At 66.4% G+C, this 16,987-nt stretch carries 15 protein-coding genes; 3 read left to right on the top strand and 12 right to left on the bottom strand.

Features of this window, described 5'->3' with window-relative positions; all coding sequences use genetic code 11:
- The first annotated feature begins 2 nt into the window (after positions 1-2).
- From QBJ92_RS06065 to QBJ92_RS06055, 3 genes are read left to right on the top strand one after another with little or no spacing between them, the layout of a single operon-like run.
- A complete protein-coding gene (locus QBJ92_RS06065; protein ID WP_277968793.1) occupies positions 3-1,304 on the top strand; it encodes a sensor domain-containing diguanylate cyclase in 1,302 nt (433 codons plus the stop codon).
- Complete coding sequence (locus QBJ92_RS06060) at positions 1,301-2,497, top strand: AMP-binding protein (RefSeq protein WP_277968792.1); 1,197 nt, start codon at positions 1,301-1,303, stop codon at positions 2,495-2,497. The genes QBJ92_RS06065 and QBJ92_RS06060 overlap by 4 nt, the downstream gene beginning before the upstream one ends.
- Positions 2,494-3,297 (top strand): EAL domain-containing protein, encoded by an 804-nt coding sequence (locus QBJ92_RS06055; protein ID WP_347342784.1) that lies wholly within the window; start codon positions 2,494-2,496, stop codon positions 3,295-3,297. Before QBJ92_RS06060 ends, QBJ92_RS06055 begins: the two co-directional genes overlap by 4 nt.
- On the opposite strand, the gene QBJ92_RS06050 is transcribed toward QBJ92_RS06055, so the two are convergent.
- The 12 genes from QBJ92_RS06050 to QBJ92_RS05995 form a co-directional block, all read right to left on the bottom strand.
- A complete protein-coding gene (locus QBJ92_RS06050; protein ID WP_277968791.1) occupies positions 3,275-4,522 on the bottom strand; it encodes a histidine-type phosphatase in 1,248 nt (415 codons plus the stop codon). The two genes, QBJ92_RS06055 and QBJ92_RS06050, sit on opposite strands and share 23 nt — an antisense overlap.
- Positions 4,523-4,587: 65 nt before the next feature.
- Positions 4,588-6,690, bottom strand: a complete 2,103-nt coding sequence (locus QBJ92_RS06045) for a hybrid sensor histidine kinase/response regulator (protein WP_277968790.1) — start codon at positions 6,688-6,690, stop codon at positions 4,588-4,590.
- Positions 6,691-6,821: 131 nt separating this feature from the next.
- Positions 6,822-9,215, bottom strand: coding sequence for a polyribonucleotide nucleotidyltransferase (gene pnp / locus QBJ92_RS06040; protein WP_277968789.1), 2,394 nt, complete (start codon positions 9,213-9,215; stop codon positions 6,822-6,824).
- Between the two features lie 248 nt (positions 9,216-9,463).
- Complete coding sequence (rpsO, locus tag QBJ92_RS06035) at positions 9,464-9,733, bottom strand: 30S ribosomal protein S15 (protein WP_010160983.1); 270 nt, start codon at positions 9,731-9,733, stop codon at positions 9,464-9,466.
- A gap of 21 nt (positions 9,734-9,754) precedes the next feature.
- Positions 9,755-10,783: a tRNA pseudouridine(55) synthase TruB gene (truB, locus tag QBJ92_RS06030; protein ID WP_277968788.1), complete on the bottom strand. Its 1,029-nt coding sequence runs from the start codon at positions 10,781-10,783 to the stop codon at positions 9,755-9,757.
- Positions 10,780-11,484 carry a site-2 protease family protein gene (locus QBJ92_RS06025; RefSeq protein WP_277968787.1) on the bottom strand — a complete coding sequence of 235 codons (705 nt, stop codon included), beginning with the start codon at positions 11,482-11,484 and terminating at the stop codon, positions 10,780-10,782. The genes truB and QBJ92_RS06025 overlap by 4 nt, the downstream gene beginning before the upstream one ends.
- Positions 11,485-11,499: 15 nt before the next feature.
- Entirely contained in the window at positions 11,500-12,078 is a 579-nt protein-coding gene (locus QBJ92_RS06020) for a thymidine kinase (protein WP_277968786.1), read from the bottom strand.
- A complete protein-coding gene (locus QBJ92_RS06015) occupies positions 12,078-12,467 on the bottom strand; it encodes a type II toxin-antitoxin system VapC family toxin (protein WP_277968785.1) in 390 nt (129 codons plus the stop codon). Before QBJ92_RS06015 ends, QBJ92_RS06020 begins: the two co-directional genes overlap by 1 nt.
- A complete protein-coding gene (locus QBJ92_RS06010) occupies positions 12,464-12,739 on the bottom strand; it encodes an AbrB/MazE/SpoVT family DNA-binding domain-containing protein (protein WP_277968784.1) in 276 nt (91 codons plus the stop codon). Before QBJ92_RS06010 ends, QBJ92_RS06015 begins: the two co-directional genes overlap by 4 nt.
- A 31-nt stretch (positions 12,740-12,770) precedes the next feature.
- Complete coding sequence (gene rbfA, locus QBJ92_RS06005) at positions 12,771-13,172, bottom strand: 30S ribosome-binding factor RbfA (protein ID WP_277968783.1); 402 nt, start codon at positions 13,170-13,172, stop codon at positions 12,771-12,773.
- A 133-nt stretch (positions 13,173-13,305) separates the two neighbouring features.
- On the bottom strand, positions 13,306-16,194 hold the full coding sequence (gene infB, locus QBJ92_RS06000) for a translation initiation factor IF-2 (RefSeq protein WP_277968782.1): 2,889 nt from the start codon (positions 16,192-16,194) through the stop codon (positions 13,306-13,308).
- Positions 16,191-16,937 carry a DUF448 domain-containing protein gene (locus tag QBJ92_RS05995; RefSeq protein WP_277968781.1) on the bottom strand — a complete coding sequence of 249 codons (747 nt, stop codon included), beginning with the start codon at positions 16,935-16,937 and terminating at the stop codon, positions 16,191-16,193. Before QBJ92_RS05995 ends, infB begins: the two co-directional genes overlap by 4 nt.
- Positions 16,938-16,987: the final 50 nt, after the last annotated feature.

Raw genomic sequence — 16,987 nt, 5'->3', positions numbered from 1 at the left:
GTATGGACGCAGACCTGTCCCGGGAGCACGAGCAACTGCTCGAATTCCTCTACGCCTGTCCGGTCGGATTGGTGGAATTCGACGCCATGGGGGCGATCACGATGATCAACCCGCATGCGATGAAACATCTGCTGCCCGTTGCGGGGATGCGCGACCCGGGCAATCTCTTCGCGATGCTGGAGGGGTGCGCACCCGAGCTGCGCAACCTGCTCGCCGATTATCCCAAGGAGCGCGGGGGGATTTGCGAGGGGCACCGGATCGCGGTCGACATGGCGGCACGGCGCAGCGGCAAGGATCCCAAGGTGCTTGCGTGCACGATGATCAAGCTCGGGCCGAACCGCGCGATGGCGACCTTTTCGGACATTACCGTGCAGGTCGCACAGGAACGTCGCCTGAAGCAAAGCGAGAGCTGGTTCGGATCGCTGATCGCGGCGGTCAACGATTATGCGGTGTTGTCGATTTCCGCGGACGGCGTGATCGAGGGCGCGAATGCTGCCTTCGCGCGCCAGAACGGTTGCGCGGCGGGCGACGTGACGGGCGTTCCGCTCGACCAGATCGTCAGCGTGACGCCCGGGTCGGGCGTGATGACGGTGGCGGACCAGTTGCGGCTGGCCGAACGCGACGGATGGTATCTCGACGAAAGCTGGCAGGTCCGTGGGACGGGCGAGCGGTATTGGTGTCAGCGGCTGTTCGCGGTGCGCCCCGAGCTCGACGATCGGAGCGCGCCCGGTTTCTTCGTCGTCCTGCGCGACGTGACCCGCGACGCGTCGGACACGTCCGATTTGCGGCGGATGCTGCTGTTCGATCATCTGACCGGCGCAGCGAACCGCACGCACTTCCTGCAACTGTTCGAGCGCGAGCAGCGGCGCTGGCGTGATGCACGCCAGCCGTTGTCGCTGATCCTACTCGATGTCGATCACTTCAAGTCGGTCAACGATGCTTACGGCCATCCGACCGGGGACGTCGTGCTCAAGCAGCTTACCCAGCTTTGTAGTGCGACGTTGCGTCCGTCGGACCTGTTCGCGCGGCTGGGCGGGGAGGAGTTCGCGGTCCTTCTGCCCGACACGGCACTGATGCAGGCGGTCGCCATCGCCGACCGCCTGCGCGAGGCGATCGAGGCGCTGGTAATCCCGGTGGCGGCTGGGGCGGTGCGGATCACCGCAAGCTTCGGGTGCGCGACCGCAACCGACGCCTGCGGGACGGTGGATGGCCTGATCGAGCTTGCCGACGTGCAGCTCTATGCCGCCAAGCACGGTGGCCGTAACCGCGTCCACGGCCAAGCGCACCGATCGGTCGAGGCATGACCGCGGCGCCGATCGCACGTCCGGCGCTCCGGCGGATCGTCGCCGCACTGGTCGCGGACGAGACGAACCGGTCGCGGGGGCGCGTGGGTGGCACAAGCGGCAGCGTTCGCAGCGAGGATCCTTTCGCCTGGACCGACGACTGTCGGTTGTCCGTCGGCGGCTTGCCGCTCGATTCGCTCGAAACCGTCAATGCGGGGGCGGCGCTTTACGAGATGTTCGGCCTTGAAGGGCTGGAACAGGAGGCGAAGCGCGGTCCGCCCTCCACCGTCGGTCACTGGCTGGATGATATCTCCACGGTGCTGTTCGGGGAGGATCCGCGGCTGACGCTGATGACCTCGGGGTCGACCGGGCGCGCAAAGCCGTGCGTTCATGCCGTTGCCGACCTGCTGGCCGAGGCCACCTATTTCGCGTCCGTCCTGCCGCAGGTCCGGCGGATCGTGGCGCTTGTGCCGGCGCATCATATCTACGGCCTGATCTGGACCGCGCTGCTGCCGGAAGCGCTCGGCGTCCCGGTGGTCGCGGCGTCCGTCCTGAGTTTTCCCGCGCTGGAGGCGGGGGACCTGATCGTGGCGGTGCCGGATCATTGGGGCGCGATCGTCCGGTCGATCCGGCGCTGGCCGGCGGGCGTTTGCGGCGTCAGCGCGGGGGCGCCGCTGTCGGATGCGCTGGCGGAGACGGTGCGCGCAGCCGGGGGCGAGCGGTTGTACGACGTTTACGGCGCGTCCGAAACGGGCGGCATCGCGCTGCGCTGCGCGCCGGGATCGCCGTACCGACTGCTCCCGCGCTGGCAATTCGCTGCTCCGATCAACGGCGCGGATGCGGTCATCGTCGATACGGGCGGGCGTGAAGTGCTGCTCCCGGACCGGCTCTCGATCGGGCTCGACCATAGTTTCGCGGTAGCGGGGCGTCGCGACGGCGCGGTGCAGGTCGGCGGCATCAACGTCTGGCCCGAACAAGTCGAAGCGGTGTTGCGACGGCATGTCGGCATCGCGGATTGCGCGGTCCGGCTGAGCGGGCAGAACCGGTTGAAGGCTTTCGTAGTCCCCAGCGGCGTGGGGGATGAAGCGGCGCTGACGGCGGACATTGCGCATCACGTGCAAAGAGTCCTCCTTCCAGAACAGCGCCCGACGGCGTACGCTTTCGGGCCTGCTTTGCCGCGAAACGCAATGGGCAAGGTGTGTGACTGGTCATGAGCTTTATGCAGACAAATGCCTTTCCGACGGCTGAGGACCCATCCACTGCTGCGCGCTGTCGGGGATGCCGCGACGGCGCCGCGCTGCCGTTCGGCTTCACCATGGCGTTTCAGCCGATCCTGGACATCGCGGCCGGGCGGGTGTGGGGCTATGAAGCGCTGGTGCGCGGGACTGCGGGGGAAGGCGCTGCGGCCATTCTCGCACAGGTCAGCCCCGAGCTCGTTTATGGGTTCGATCAGGCGTGCCGGGTGCGCGCGGTCGAATTGGCCGGGACGCTGTTTCCCCCCGACCCGGCGGTGAAGCTGTCGATCAATTTCATGCCCAACGCGGTGTATGAGCCCAACGCCTGTATCCGCGCGACCCTGTCGGCGGCGGCGCGGGTCGGGTTCGACCCCAACCGGCTGATGTTCGAATTTACCGAGAACGAGAAGATGCGCGATGTCGGGCACTTGCGGAAGATCATCGCCGCGTACCGCGCCCAGGGGTTCACGACCGCGCTCGACGACTTCGGGGCAGGCTATGCCGGGCTGAACCTGTTGACCGAGCTCAAGCCCGATCTGCTCAAGATCGACATGGCGTTGATCCGCGACATCGACCAGTCGGCGACCAAGCGCGCGATCGTCGGCGCGGTCGTCACGATGGCGCACGATCTGGGGATCGTCCTGCTCGCCGAAGGAATCGAAACCGCGGCGGAGCTGGCGACCGTGCGCGCGTTCGGGATCGACCTGTGCCAGGGGTACCTGCTGGGACGCCCCGCGTTCGATATCGCAGAGCAGGTTACCCCTTCAGTTTTCGGGTAAACGCGTCGAGCGTACAGAGGCCGACGACGCCGCGCGCGCGACAGCCGGCGATCGGCACGATCCGACGATATGGCGCGCGTGCGGTGCCCGCGCGCAGTTCCTCGAGCGATTGCGCCCGGTAGCGCGCGCGGACGAAGATGTTTCCGGCGGTGTCGCGCAGGCGCTCGAGCAGGATCGCGCCTCCGGGCACGGGATCATCCGCCGCAATCCCCGGAACCCGCCAGTGCAACCCGAGCAGCCCGGCAAGGTTGGCGATGTTGGTGTCATGCCCCGATATCATCGCGATCTGCGCGGCCGCTGGGGCTGCGTCGGTCAGCCAGCCGACGATCCGCGGTGACAGGCCCGCCATGTTGCGCGCGGCGAGATATGGCGGCCGGGCGAGGATCGCGAATTCCAGCGCATGGAACGCGCCGAAGTCGGTGACGTCCTGCGCGCTGGCGCGGCCCCAGCCGACGTCGGCGGCGGGCTTTCCCTCGGCATATTCGAGCAACAGAATCTGCGCCGCGGTCGACGCCCGGTCCAGCGCACCGGCGAGCTTCGGGCGGGTCCGTGCGGTCGCCGGCGTGATCGTCGTCGGGTCCTTCGAGACACCGCATTGCGTGTCGGTCGGGCGTCCGCACAGCACGGCATCGAGCCGAGCGAGCAGGGGCCGCATCCGTGCCTCCGTCGCGGCGATGCCGCCGGGGCCGACTGCCGCATCGACCGCGGCGCTGGCGCGCGCGGGGTCGAGCGGGGCGTGGCCGTCGTCGATCTGTGCGAACAGCGGGTCGGTCGTATCCTGGGGCAGATGCTCGATCGGAACGCCGCAACCGGGGGTAATTCCGCGCGCATACTGCTCGGCGGTTGCGATCGTGCGCTGGTCGCTGTCGGCGAGCAAAGCGATCCTTCCAGCGCAACCGTGCGCCGGAAGGAGCCCGCCCGCGGTAAACGCTGCCCGATCCGACGCGGCGATCGCTTCGACCGCGGCGGCGCCATGCGGGGTGAGCCAGCCCGGGGCGACTGGCCAGCGCGGCCACGGATCACGCGCAACGCCCAGCGGCATCGGCTGCGCCTTGGTCGGGGGGCGGATACCGTGCCGCATCACCACCACGACTCGGTCGACTCGGAGACCCGCGACACCATCCGTCGGGGGGGCGGCACTGGATGCGGTGAACGCGGCAGCGCCGACCACGGCGCTTGCCATCCCCTTGCGCCAGGACGCGCCAAGGCGTCGTGTGATCGTCATCTCGTTTCTCCCCACCGCCGCCATGCCTGCGTCATGTTACAGCCGTGCGGCGGTCCGCATAACGGTCAGGGAAGCCCAGGCATCATGTCCGCGACCTTGGTGATGAGCTGGTGCAGCGAGAACGGCTTGGTCAGCAATTCCATCCCCGGTTCGAGATGCTTGTCGCCCAGCGCCGCAGGTTCCGCATATCCGGTCACGAACAGCACCTTCAGGTCGGGGCGCAGCAGCCGGGCGATGTCCGCGACCTGGCGTCCGTTCATGCCGTTGGGCAGGCCGACGTCGGTGATCAGCAAATCGATCTTCGCGCCCGACTGCAGCACCTTGATCCCGGCGGCACCGTCCGCCGCGCCGATCACGGTATAGCCCAGCTCGTCGAGGATCTCGTCGATCAGATGCCGGATGCTGGCTTCGTCGTCGATCAGCAGGATCGTCCCGCCACTAACGGTCGCCACGGCTGCGTTGGCCGGGATGATCTCCTGCGGCGCTGCCGCGCCTGCGTGCTCCGGCAGATAGACGCAGATCGTCGACCCCTGGCCAAGCTCGGACAGGATTCGCACCTGACCGCCGGACTGGCGCGCGAATCCGTAGATCATCGACAGGCCCAGCCCGGTGCCTTGCCCGATCGGCTTGGTGGTGAAGAACGGCTCGAACGCATGTTCGATCGTCTCTGTGGACATTCCCGTACCAGTGTCGGTGACGCAGACCAAGACATAGCCACCGGGCGGCAAATCGCGTTCGAGCGCAGAGGGTTCGTCGAGCAGGACGTTGCTCGTCTCGATCGTCAGTTTGCCACCGTCCGGCATCGCGTCGCGGGCGTTGATGCACAGATTGAGCAACGCATTCTCGAACTGCGTCGGGTCGATCATCGTCGTCCACAAGTCGGGCAAGCCGACAACGCGGATCGCGGTGGAAGGCCCTACGGTACGGCGCAGCAGCTCTTCCATTCCTGCGATCAGGCAATCGATGTTGGTCGGGCGTGGATCGAGCGTCTGGCGGCGCGAGAACGCCAGCAGACGCTGCGTCAACGACGCCGCCCGACGCCCGGCCTGCTGCGCGGCGGCGATGAAGCGGTCGGCGTCATCGAACCGACCTTGCCCGATGCGCAGTTCGAGCAATTCCAGATTGCCCATCACCCCGGTCAGCAGATTGTTGAAATCATGCGCGATGCCGCCGGTAAGCTGGCCGACCGCTTCCATCTTCTGCGCCTGGCGCAATTGCCCCTCGGCCATTTCGAGCGCACGGGCCTGGACCTTGACCTCGGTCGCATCACGCCCGACCGCGATGATCTTGCCGTCTCCCGGCCCCGCATTCCATTCGAGATCGCGATAGCTCGAATCCTTATGGCGGTAGCGATTGGCGAAGCGCGCTACGACTTCCCCTTCGCTGATGCCTTTCGCCGCGGCGACCGTGCTCTCCAGGTCGTCGGGATGGATGAACGCAAACAGGGGCTGCCCGACCAGCTCGTGCTCGGACCAGCCGAGGACGCGCTTCCACGCCGGATTGACCGCCTTGATCGTCCCGTCGAAGTCCGCGATCAACATGACATCCGACGACAATTGCCACAGCCGGTTGCGGTCGGTCGTGCGGTCGGCGACCTGCTGCTCGAGCGTCGCGTTGAGATCGAGCAAATCGGCTTGCGCGCGGAGCAGCGCGGCGTCGCTCAGCACGCGATCGGTCGTCTCGTTGGTGAGGATGAACAATCCTGCGATATCGCCCTTTCCGTCGAGGATCCGCGAATAGGAGAAAGAGAACCACGTGTCGGCGGGGCCGCGATCGGTATCCAGTTTCCACGGCAGGTCGTTGAACCGCTGGCTACGCCCCGCGAACGCTTCGTCGATGATCGGCTTGGCCTGCTCCCAGGCATCCGCCCAGACCTCGGCGAAGGGCGAGCCCATCGCCCACGCGACGCGTGGTCCGAGTAGCGGAATGTAGGTTTCGTTGAAGAAGAAGCTCAACGTGTCCGCGCCCCAGACGAGGATCATCGATTCGGGGGAATTGAGGATCGTGCTGATCTGCGATTTGAACATGTCGGACCAGCCCGCAGGCTCACCCAGCGGATGATCGGACCAGTCGCGCGCCAGGATGAGGCGGGTCGCCTCGCCGCCGCCGGCAAGGAACCGGAGATCCGGCGCAAGCGCAGCCGGGTCACGAACATCGGTAGAGATCATGATACGCTCTTACAGGTCCAAGCGACGGATCGCGCGGGAAAATTTTCGGCAGTCGTACGGGTGCCGGAATACGAAAAAGGGCCCGGATTGCTCCGGGCCCTGATCCTACCCAACGCTTTCGCGGGAAGGTGTTAGTCGCGATCGCCGGTCAGGAAAGCCGGCGCGAACTCGGGCGCGGGGCCGTCATCGTCGCTCTGCTTGTCGTTGCGCGGGGCGCGCTCTGCGCCACCGGCACCGCCGTCACGGCGCGGACCACGACCACCGTCGCCGTCACGACGCGGGCCACGGCCTTCGCCGCGACCACCGTCACCACGGCCGCCGCCTTCGCTGCGCGGCGGACGACCACCGTCGCCATCGCGACGCGGGCCGCGACCTTCGCCACGGCCTTCACCGCGCGGACGCTCTTCGCGGGCAGGGCGGGTGTCTTCGATCTCGGCGCCGGTTTCCTGGTCGACGACCCGCATCGACAGGCGAACCTTGCCGCGCGGATCGATCTCGAGGACCTTGACCTTGACTTCCTGGCCTTCGCTCAGGACGTCCGAGACCTTCTCGACGCGCTCGTTCTTGATTTCGGACACGTGGACGAGACCGTCCTTGCCACCCATGAAGTTCACGAACGCCCCGAAATCGACCAGGTTGACGACCTTGCCGTCATAGACCTTGCCGACTTCGGCTTCCTCGACGATGCCCTTGATCCACTTGATCGCGGCGTCGATCTGCGCGGTGTCGGACGAGCTGATCTTGATCAGGCCCTCGTCGTCGATGTCGACCTTGGCGCCGGTCTGCGCGACGATCTCGCGGATCACCTTGCCGCCGGTGCCGATCACTTCCCGGATCTTCGCCTTGTCGATCTGCAGCGTCTCGATCCGCGGCGCGTGCGCCGACAGCTCGGTACGCGTCGAATCGAGCGCCTTGTTCATCTCACCCAGGATATGCGCACGGCCTTCCTTGGCCTGCGCCAAAGCGACACGCATGATCTCGTCGGTGATCCCGGCGATCTTGATGTCCATCTGCATCGTAGTGATGCCGGCCTCGGTCCCTGCGACCTTGAAGTCCATGTCGCCGAGGTGATCCTCGTCGCCCAGGATGTCCGAGAGAACCGCAAAGTCCTTGCCCTCGAGGATCAGGCCCATCGCGATGCCCGAAACCGGACGCTTGAGCGGAACGCCCGCGTCCATCATCGACAGCGAACCGCCGCAGACCGTCGCCATCGACGAGGAGCCGTTGCTCTCGGTGATGTCCGACAGGACGCGGATCGTGTACGGGAACTCGTCCTTCGACGGCAGCACCGGATGCAGTGCGCGCCACGCGAGCTTGCCGTGGCCGACTTCACGACGGCCCGGCGCACCGAAGCGGCCGACTTCACCGACCGAATAGGGCGGGAAGTTATAGTGGAGCATGAAGTTTTCGTAACTCAGGCCGGTCAGCCCGTCGATCATCTGCTCGGCGTCCTTGGTGCCGAGCGTGGTCGTGCAGATCGCCTGCGTCTCACCGCGGGTGAACAGCGCCGAACCGTGCGCGCGCGGCAGGAAGTGCACCATCGCTTCGATCGGACGGATCTGCGTGGTGGTGCGGCCGTCGATACGCGTGCCATCCTTGAGGATCGCGCCGCGGACGATCTCGCCCTCGAGCTTCTTGACGAGCTTGCCCGCTGCCATCTGGTCCTGCGGGGCTGCATCGGCGAACGCCTCGCGCGCCTTGGCGCGGACTTCGTACAGCATCGTCGAACGCTTCGACTTGTCGGTCACCTTATAGGCGGCGGCAATGTCGGCACCGACGAGCTTGCGCAGCTTGTCCTTGGCGGCGGTCAGATCGCTCTGCGCCGGCATTTCCCACGGATCCTTGGCAGCCTGTTCGGCCAGATCGATGACGAGGTTGCAGACTTCGCGGCACGCCTTGTGCGCGAACTGGACCGCGCCGAGCATGACCTCTTCCGAAAGCTCCTTGGCTTCGGATTCGACCATCATCACGGCATCGCCGGTCGCGGCGACGACGAGATCGAGCTCGCCGGCCTTGATCTGCTCGACCGTCGGGTTGAGGATGTACTCGCCGTCGATGTAGCCGACGCGTGCCGCGCCGATCGGGCCCATGAACGGCACGCCCGAGATGGTGAGGGCAGCCGATGCTGCGACCATCGCCAGCATGTCCGGCTCGTTCTCGCCGTCATAGCTGAGAACCTGGCAGATCACGTTGATCTCGTTGTAGAACCCTTCCGGGAACAACGGGCGGATCGGACGGTCGATCAGGCGGCTGGTCAGCGTTTCCTTTTCGGTCGCGCCGCGCTCACGCTTGAAGAAGCCACCGGGGATACGTCCGGCAGCCGAATATTTTTCCTGATAGTGAACGGTCAGCGGGAAGAAGTCCTGGCCTTCCTTCACCGACTTGGCGGCGGTCACGGCGCAGAGCACCACGGTCTCGCCGAGCGTTGCCATCACGGCGCCGTCAGCCTGGCGCGCGACGCGGCCGGTTTCCAGCGTCAGCGTCTTGCCACCCCATTGGGTGGTTACGGTCTTGGTATCGAACATGCTTTTTCCTTCAACACCGCCGGCCGGATGCCGACGGGGCCACTGTGCGGACTAACCGGTCCGCGCGGTCTGGAGCGCTTGATCGCTCCCGACGGAAGGGCCGAATTGCCGTTCCCTCTGCACTTCCCCGGCTTTAGGCCGGGGTCCAGGTGCGCAACGTCGCTTAAAGGGCCGCTGCGCCCGAACTTGTTATGCCCGATGTCGGGCGGGGATGCCAAAAGGGGCGACCTTTCGGCCGCCCCCCGGTGTTACTTGCGAAGACCGAGCTTCGCGATCAGGTCGAGATACCGCTGACCGTCCTTGTGACGGAGATAGTCGAGCAGCGAACGCCGCTTGTTGACCATCATCAGCAGACCGCGACGCGAATGGTTGTCCTTCTTGTGGCCCTTGAAGTGCTCGGTCAGGTTGCGAATGCGCTCGGTGAGGATCGCGACCTGGACTTCGGGGCTGCCGGTGTCGCCTTCGACGCGGCCATGTTCCTTGACGAGCGCGTCCTTGCGCTCTGCAGTGATCGTCATTTCAGTCTTCCTTCGACATCGTCACAGGTTGAAGCCACGAACGACGCGGACCTCGCGGTCCTGAACCTCCACCAGAGCGACCGGACTGTCGTCCAATGTCGCGAAGCGAGGGCCATCGTCTGCGGCGATCCCGACCAACACCCGCCCCTGTCGGAGCAGCCCTGCCTGATCGGGGGTGAGGGATAGAGCCGGGATGTCGTCCAGCCCCGCCCTCAACGGCAGGAGATTGTGTTCAAGGGTGCGCGCTTGGCCGAATTCGGCCAGTTTGTCCAGCGATATCGCGTGCGAGAGGTCGAACGGACCGGCCTTGATGCGGCGGAGCATCGTGACATGCCCGACCGTGCCGAGCGCGAGCGCGATGTCGCGCGCGAGGGAGCGGATGTAGGTGCCCTTGGAGACGTGGGCGGTGAGGGTGACGTCGCTCAATTCCTCCCCCGGCGGGGGAGGGGGACCGCCAGCCTCCTTCAGGCTGGTGGTGGAGGGGTGGTCGCTGGCCGCAGCGCGCTGGGCTACCCCTCCACCATTCGCTGAAGTAGCGAATGGTCCCCCTCCCCGTGCCGGGGAGGAATGAAGGGCGTGAATGGTGACCTTGCGGCTCGCCAGCACGACGTCCTCGCCGGCGCGCGCGCGATCATAGGCGCGTTCGCCATCGACCTTGAGCGCGGAGTAGATCGGCGGCACTTGCTCGATCGGCCCGATGAACTGCGCCAGCACCGCCTCGACCGCGGCCAGCGTCGGCCGCACGTCGGAGGTCGCAATGACTTTGCCTTCCAGGTCGAGCGTATCGGTCTGCGCGCCGAACCCGATCGTGAAGTCGTAGATCTTGTCGCTGTCGAGCATCCGCCCGGCCAGCTTGGTCGCCTCGCCGAGCGCGATCGGCAGCACGCCGGTCGCGAGCGGGTCGAGCGTGCCGCCATGCCCGACCTTGATCCCGCGCTTGCTCGCATCATAGCCCGCCGCGCGCAGGGCGCGCTTGACCGCGGTGACGCCATCGGTCGACCCCAGCCCAAGCGGCTTGTCGAGGATCAGCCAGCCGTTGATGCCGCTCACAGGCCGCCCAGTTGCGCAAAACCCAGGAAGAAGTCCGCGACTGCGGTTGCGATCGGGCCGATCACGCGGCGGACGATATCCGCCTGCGGGCTGATCATCGGGAGAACGAACAGCAGGAACAGCAGCAGCGGGAAGCCGAAGCGCGCGAGCTTTGAATATTGGATCGCCGCCGCGCGCGGGAGCAGCCCCTGCACGACATGCCCGCCATCGAATGGCGGCAGCGGGATCAGGTTGAACACGCCGAGGAACACGTTGACCAGCACGAAGCTGTAGAGGCTGTCGAACACGAACCCCGCAACGGTATGCGGGGCGCCCTGCGCCGGGATGCCGCCGTGCAACCCGACGAACGCACCCAGCGACAGCGCCGCGAACGTCGCCAGCACGAAATTGGTCGCCGGACCCGCCAACGCGACCAGCATCATGTCGCGGCGCGGGTTGCGCAGCCGCATTGCATCGACCGGTACGGGCTTCGCCCAGCCGAAGATCGGCGCGTGCGCGATCGCGAGGATCATCGGCAGCACGACCGTGCCGATCGGATCGACGTGGCGGATCGGGTTGAGGGTCAGGCGGCCAAGTCGGTCCGCCGTCGGATCGCCGAAGATCCGCGCGACATAGCCGTGCGCGACTTCGTGGAAGACGATCGCGACGACGAGGGGGATGAGCCACACCGCGATGGTGTAGGGCAAATTGGGGTCGGTCATTCGGGTCCGTTCGGGTCAGGAGGCGGCAAGCGCTTCCCGGAAATGGCGACGACATAGCGCGATGTACAGGTCGTTCCCGCCGATCTCGGTCTGCGCGCCCTCGGCGATCGCGCGACCGCTCGCGTCCATCCGCAGGTTCATCGTCGCCTTGCGTCCGCAGGCGCAGACCGATTTGATCTCGATCAGCGAATCCGCAATTGCGAGCAGCCGCGCCGATCCCTCGAACAACGCGCCGAGAAAATCGGTGCGCAGGCCGTAGGCGAGCACCGGAATGCCGTGGTCATCAGCGAGCGCGGCGAGCTGATCGACTTGCGCGGCGGTCAGGAACTGCGCCTCGTCCACGAGCACACAGGCCGGCGGTGTCTCGCCGTCGCGAACCACCACCGCAATCAGATCGGTATCGCGCTCGAACGCGATCGCGTCGGCGGCGAGCCCGATCCGCGAGGTGATCGTGCCCGCGGCGAAGCGGTCGTCGATCGCCGCGGTCAGCAGGACGGTGCGCATCCCGCGCTCGCGATAGTTGAAATCGGCTTGCAGCAGGTTGGTCGATTTGCCCGCGTTCATCGAGGCATAGTAGAAATAGAGCTTGGCCATCAGGTAAGCGTTTCGATTGCAATCGGCACATCGAGGCCGGCCTTGCGGACGAGGTCTTTGTCAAAGGTCACGAAACGGTCCGCAGCATCGGCGAGGACCAGATGCACCATGTCGGCGAAGTCTGCGCCATCGGCGAACCGCGCGATTACCCAGCGCAGCAGCGACGAGCCTGCGCGGCACTCGGGCAGTTCCAACAACGTCAGCATCGCGTCGGCGATTTGGTCGCGGCGCCAGCGAAATACGGATCGCAAGACCCACTCGGTTTCGAGCATGACCGACACTGGCACGGTGAAGGGCGTTTGCATCGCGGCGCGCGCCAGAGCGGATTGCGGAGAGTCCGGTTCGGCGAGCACGCGTACAACGATGTTGGTGTCGAGCGCGCGGATCACCCTTTCCACGTTTCCCTGAACATTGTGTCGATTGCAGCGTCCATCATCTCATCGGTCACCGGCGGACCTTCCCATTTCGGCGCTATTTCCCGCAGCCGTGCGAAAACCTCATCGGCAGTCTGCCCGCTTTTTTGATGAGCGATCGAGAGCAGCACACCATTCATCGTGCGTTGCACGTCGAGCACCTGGCCGGGCTTCAACCCAAGCGCATCGCGGACATCCTTGGGGATGACGACTTGTCCTTTTGCCGACAGTGTCGTTTTTGCATTCATCTTGGTAAGATGCGTCTTACCGGCGTGACTGTCAATCTTCCGCGTCGGGCGTGAGATCCTGCGCTACCTTCGGGTCGCGCAGCAACTTATCGATGTGGCTGCCCTCGTCGAAGCTGTCGTCGGCCAGGAACTTGAGCTTGGCGGCGTATTTCATCCGCACCTGCGATGCGACCTCGCGCTGGAGGTAGGCGGTGTTGGTGCGCAGCGCTTTCAGCACCGCTTCCTCGTCCTTGCCGAGCAGCGACTTCATGAACACCGTCGCGTGGCGCAGGTCGGGGGACATGCGGACTTCGGTGATCGTGACGGTGTGTTTGGCCAGCGTCTCGTCATGCACGTCGCCGCGCGCGAGGATCTCGCTCAGGGTATGGCGCATCTGCTCGCCGACGCGGAGCAGGCGGACGTTGCGGGATTCGGGCGTATCGGTGGGTCTCATTATATCCCTCTCCCCTCCGGGGAGAGGGCAAGCGAGCGAAGCGAAGCGCGGGAGAGGGCTGTATCGCAGCGCAGCGCTTAATACTGCCCCTCTCCCCGGCCCTCTCCCCGCAAGCGGGGAGAGGGAGACGGACTTACAGCGTGCGTTCGCGCAATTCGACTTCGAACGTTTCGAGGAAGTCGCCCGGCTTGATGTCTACGAAGTTCGACGTGAAAGTCACGCCGCACTCCAGACCAGCGCGCACTTCGGCGACGTCGTCCTTGAAACGGCGCAGCGAGGCGATCTCGCCCTGGTAGATGATGACATCCGCCCGGGTGATACGCGCCTTGAGCGCCTTGCGGATATTGCCCTCGGTAACGAGCAGACCGGCTGCCTTGCCGTGCTTGCCCGCCGAGAAAACGTCGCGGATTTCGGCGCGGCCGACGACGGTTTCGAACGCTTCCGGACCCAGCTCGCCCGCCATGCCGGCGCGGATCTCGTCGGTCAGGTCGTAGATCACGTCATAATATTTGAACGCGACCTTCTGCCGTTCCGCGATCTCGCGTGCCTTGGCGTTCGGACGGACGTTGAAGCCGATGATCGGTGCGCCCGATGCACCAGCCAACGTCACGTCGCTCTCGGTGATGCCACCAACGCCCGAATGCAGGACGCGCGCCTTGATGAGATCGGTCGAGATCTTGTTGATCGCACCCACGATCGCCTCGACCGACCCTTGCGTGTCGGCCTTGACCACCAGCGGATATTCGATCGCCTGCTTTTCCTTGAGCGCGGAGAACATCGACTCGAGGCTGGCCGGGCCACCCCCGGTGCGCTTGTCGGTGATGACGCCCTTGCGATATTCGGCGACTTCACGCGCACGCGCTTCGCTCTCGACCACCGACAACGGATCACCCGCCCGCGGAACACCTGAAAGACCGAGCACCTCGACCGGCATCGACGGGCCAGCGACCTTGATCTGCTGACCCTTGTCGTTGGTCATCGCGCGGACCTTGCCGCTCTCGGCGCCGACGACGAAGATATCGCCGACCTTGAGCGTGCCACGGTTGACGAGGATCGTGGCGACCGGGCCACGACCCTTGTCTAGCTTCGCCTCGATCACGGTGCCCTCGGCGGTACGGTCCGGGTTGGCCTTGAGCTCGAGCAGTTCGGCCTGGAGCTGGATCTTCTCGATCAGCTCGTCGAGACCAGTCTTCTTGAGCGCCGAGACCTCGACGTCCTGGACGTCGCCCGACAGTTCCTCGACCACGACCTCATATTGCAGCAGCTGCTCGCGCACCTTCTGCGGATTGGCGTCGTGCTTGTCGACCTTGTTGATCGCGACGATCATCGGCACGCCGGCGGCGCGCGTATGGTTGATCGCCTCGACGGTCTGCGGCTTGATGCTGTCGTCCGCTGCGACCACGAGAACGACGATGTCAGTCACGTTGGCGCCGCGCTGGCGCATTTCGGTGAACGCTTCGTGGCCCGGGGTGTCGAGGAAGGTGATCTTCGACTTGTCCTTCAGCGTGACCTGATAGGCACCGATATGCTGGGTGATGCCACCGGCCTCGCCCTTGACCACATCGGTTCCGCGCAGTGCGTCGAGCAGCGAGGTCTTGCCGTGATCGACATGGCCCATGATCGTCACGACCGGCGGACGCTCGACTGCGTTCTCGTCGTGATCCTCATGCGTGTCGTTGGTCAGATCGATGTCCGAATCGCTGACGCGCGTCAGGTTGTGGCCGAATTCGGTCACCAGCAGCTCGGCGGTATCCTGGTCGATCGTCGCGTTGATCGTGACGGGCATGCCCATCTTGAACAAGGCCTTGACCAGGTCCGCGCCCTTTTCCGCCATGCGGTTGGCGAGTTCCTGCACGGTGATTGCTTCCGGCACCACGACGTCGCGGATCTGCTTGGCCTGCGCTTCGCGCGGGCCGCCCATCCGGCGGTTTTCCTTTTCGCGGGCACGCTTTAGCGCAGCGAGCGAACGCGCACGCGCGCCGTCGCCATCGTTGAGCGCGCGGTTGACGGTCAGCTTGCCGCCGCGACGCTCGTCACCCTTGCGGTCACGCGGACCGGCGCCGGGACGCGACGGTGCTTCGCTGGTCGGAGCCGCCGAAGGCGAACCCGGGCGCTTGACCGTTCCCGCGGGGGTCGGCGTCGCGCTGGTTGCTGCGGGCGTCGGCTCGGGGGCTGGTGCCGGTGCGGGCGGCTTGGGCCGCTCCGGACGCGGAACCGGGGTGAACAGACGCGGCGCGGGCATCGACGGATCGCGCTCGAGCGACAGCGGGCGCAGCACCGGGGCAGGCGCGGGCGCTGGCTTTGCAGCTACCGGCGGCTTTGCAACCGGAGCAGGCGCGGCCGCTGCCGGGGCTGGCGTCGTTGCCGCTGGAGCAGCGGGTGCCGCCGGTGCGGGAGCCTGGGCTGCCGGAGCGGGGGTTGCCGCGACGGGCGTTGCGGGTGCTGTCGGAGCAGCGGGTGCCGCGACGGGAGCGGGCGCTTCAGGCACAGCGGCTTCGACCGGCGCCGGGGTCGGGGTCGGCGCGGGCGGTGCCTGCTCTGCGACGGGCTCGGGTGCGGGCGTCGGTGCCGCGGCAGGCGCCTTGGCGCGCTCCTCGGCGCGGCGACGGTCTTCCTCGAGCGCTTCGGCGCGGAGACGCTCGTCGCGACGACGATTCTCTTCCTGCGCCTGCATGCGCGCCTCATCGGCCTCGCGCAGCAGCTTGGTCTGGAGTTCCTGACGCGACAGCAGCGAGTTGGCCGGGTTTACCGGCGCGGGCGGGGGCGCGCGGCGCGGCTCGGGCGCACGCGCGGCAGGCGCCGGCGCAGGCGCGGGGGCCGCAGCAGGTGCTTCCTCGACGACGGGTGCGTCGACCGGGGTGCCGCCCGGGCCGAGCACGCGGCGGCGCTTCACCTCGACCACGACGGTGTTCGACCGTCCATGGCTGAAGCTCTGCTTGACCTGGCCGGTCTCGACCGTACGCTTCAAGCCCAAAGGCGCGCGCATGCCCAGCTTCGGCTTTTCGTTCTCGGTATCGCTCACTCAAATTCCTCGTGTACGTCGTCTGTCGGCACTGGGGCCAGATCGGCCAGCGGACCGGCGTCGTGGTGGGACGCCGATGCGCCCTGCGAGGCCGTTTCGCAAGGCGCGGGAGTTGGGTCAGGGCCGATAAAATGCAGCCAGCGGTGTAGCGAATCGCGTACGCGTCCGGCGGCATCGGGATCAGTCAGGCCTATATGTACCACATTCTGGCGGCCTAGTGCCACGGCCAATATGGTGCGTGGGACTGGCAGAACCAACCCCCTCAAATCACTTCCTTCTTCATCGTTGCCGATGCGCCAGGCCTGATCGAGTTTACGGTTGCCGTCCGCGCCCGCATCGCAGGCGTGGAGCAGCAAGTGAAGCTTGCCGCTGCGCGCCGCGGTCTCGATCTTTTCCGCACCGGTCAACAGGTTGCCGGTGCGCGCCTCGAGTCCGAGGCGGTCGAGCACGGCGCGTTCGAGCGCGGTCGCGATCTTGCCGGACAGGTCGTCCGGGATCGCGATCGGGCCGGTCTTGAACGCGCGGGCGAGGGCTGCCTTGAGCTTGCCCTTGGTAATCGCGGTGTCGAGCTCGGCGCAGGTGACGCCGATCCACGCGCCACGGCCGGGGGCCTTGGCGCGCACGTCGGGGTGGACCGCGCCGTCGGGGGACAGCGCGAGGCGGACGAGCGTTTCGCGCGGGGCGCGCTCGCCGAGGAGGATGCAGCGGCGGATTGCGCCGGTTTCGTCGGGGGTGTCGTTCATTATATAAGCCCCTCCCCTTCAGGGGAGGGGTTGGGGGTGGGGCGTGTCTC

Source organism: Sphingomonas echinoides, assembly GCF_029623395.1.
Lineage (GTDB): Bacteria > Pseudomonadota > Alphaproteobacteria > Sphingomonadales > Sphingomonadaceae > Sphingomonas > Sphingomonas echinoides_A.
This window is presented reverse-complemented; position numbering and strand designations above follow the sequence as displayed.

Bases quoted from the DNA above. Each gene is read 5' to 3' on its own strand.
- QBJ92_RS06065 (WP_277968793.1), top strand. From the start codon at position 3: ATGGACGCAGACCTGTCCCGGGAGCACGAGCAACTGCTCGAATTCCTC.
- QBJ92_RS06060 (WP_277968792.1), top strand. From the start codon at position 1,301: ATGACCGCGGCGCCGATCGCACGTCCGGCGCTCCGGCGGATCGTCGCC.
- QBJ92_RS06055 (WP_347342784.1), top strand. From the start codon at position 2,494: ATGAGCTTTATGCAGACAAATGCCTTTCCGACGGCTGAGGACCCATCC.
- QBJ92_RS06050 (WP_277968791.1), bottom strand. From the start codon at position 4,522: ATGACGATCACACGACGCCTTGGCGCGTCCTGGCGCAAGGGGATGGCA.
- QBJ92_RS06045 (WP_277968790.1), bottom strand. From the start codon at position 6,690: ATGATCTCTACCGATGTTCGTGACCCGGCTGCGCTTGCGCCGGATCTC.
- pnp (WP_277968789.1), bottom strand. From the start codon at position 9,215: ATGTTCGATACCAAGACCGTAACCACCCAATGGGGTGGCAAGACGCTG.
- rpsO (WP_010160983.1), bottom strand. From the start codon at position 9,733: ATGACGATCACTGCAGAGCGCAAGGACGCGCTCGTCAAGGAACATGGC.
- QBJ92_RS06025 (WP_277968787.1), bottom strand. From the start codon at position 11,484: ATGACCGACCCCAATTTGCCCTACACCATCGCGGTGTGGCTCATCCCC.
- QBJ92_RS06020 (WP_277968786.1), bottom strand. From the start codon at position 12,078: ATGGCCAAGCTCTATTTCTACTATGCCTCGATGAACGCGGGCAAATCG.
- QBJ92_RS06010 (WP_277968784.1), bottom strand. From the start codon at position 12,739: ATGAATGCAAAAACGACACTGTCGGCAAAAGGACAAGTCGTCATCCCC.
- rbfA (WP_277968783.1), bottom strand. From the start codon at position 13,172: ATGAGACCCACCGATACGCCCGAATCCCGCAACGTCCGCCTGCTCCGC.
- QBJ92_RS05995 (WP_277968781.1), bottom strand. From the start codon at position 16,937: ATGAACGACACCCCCGACGAAACCGGCGCAATCCGCCGCTGCATCCTC.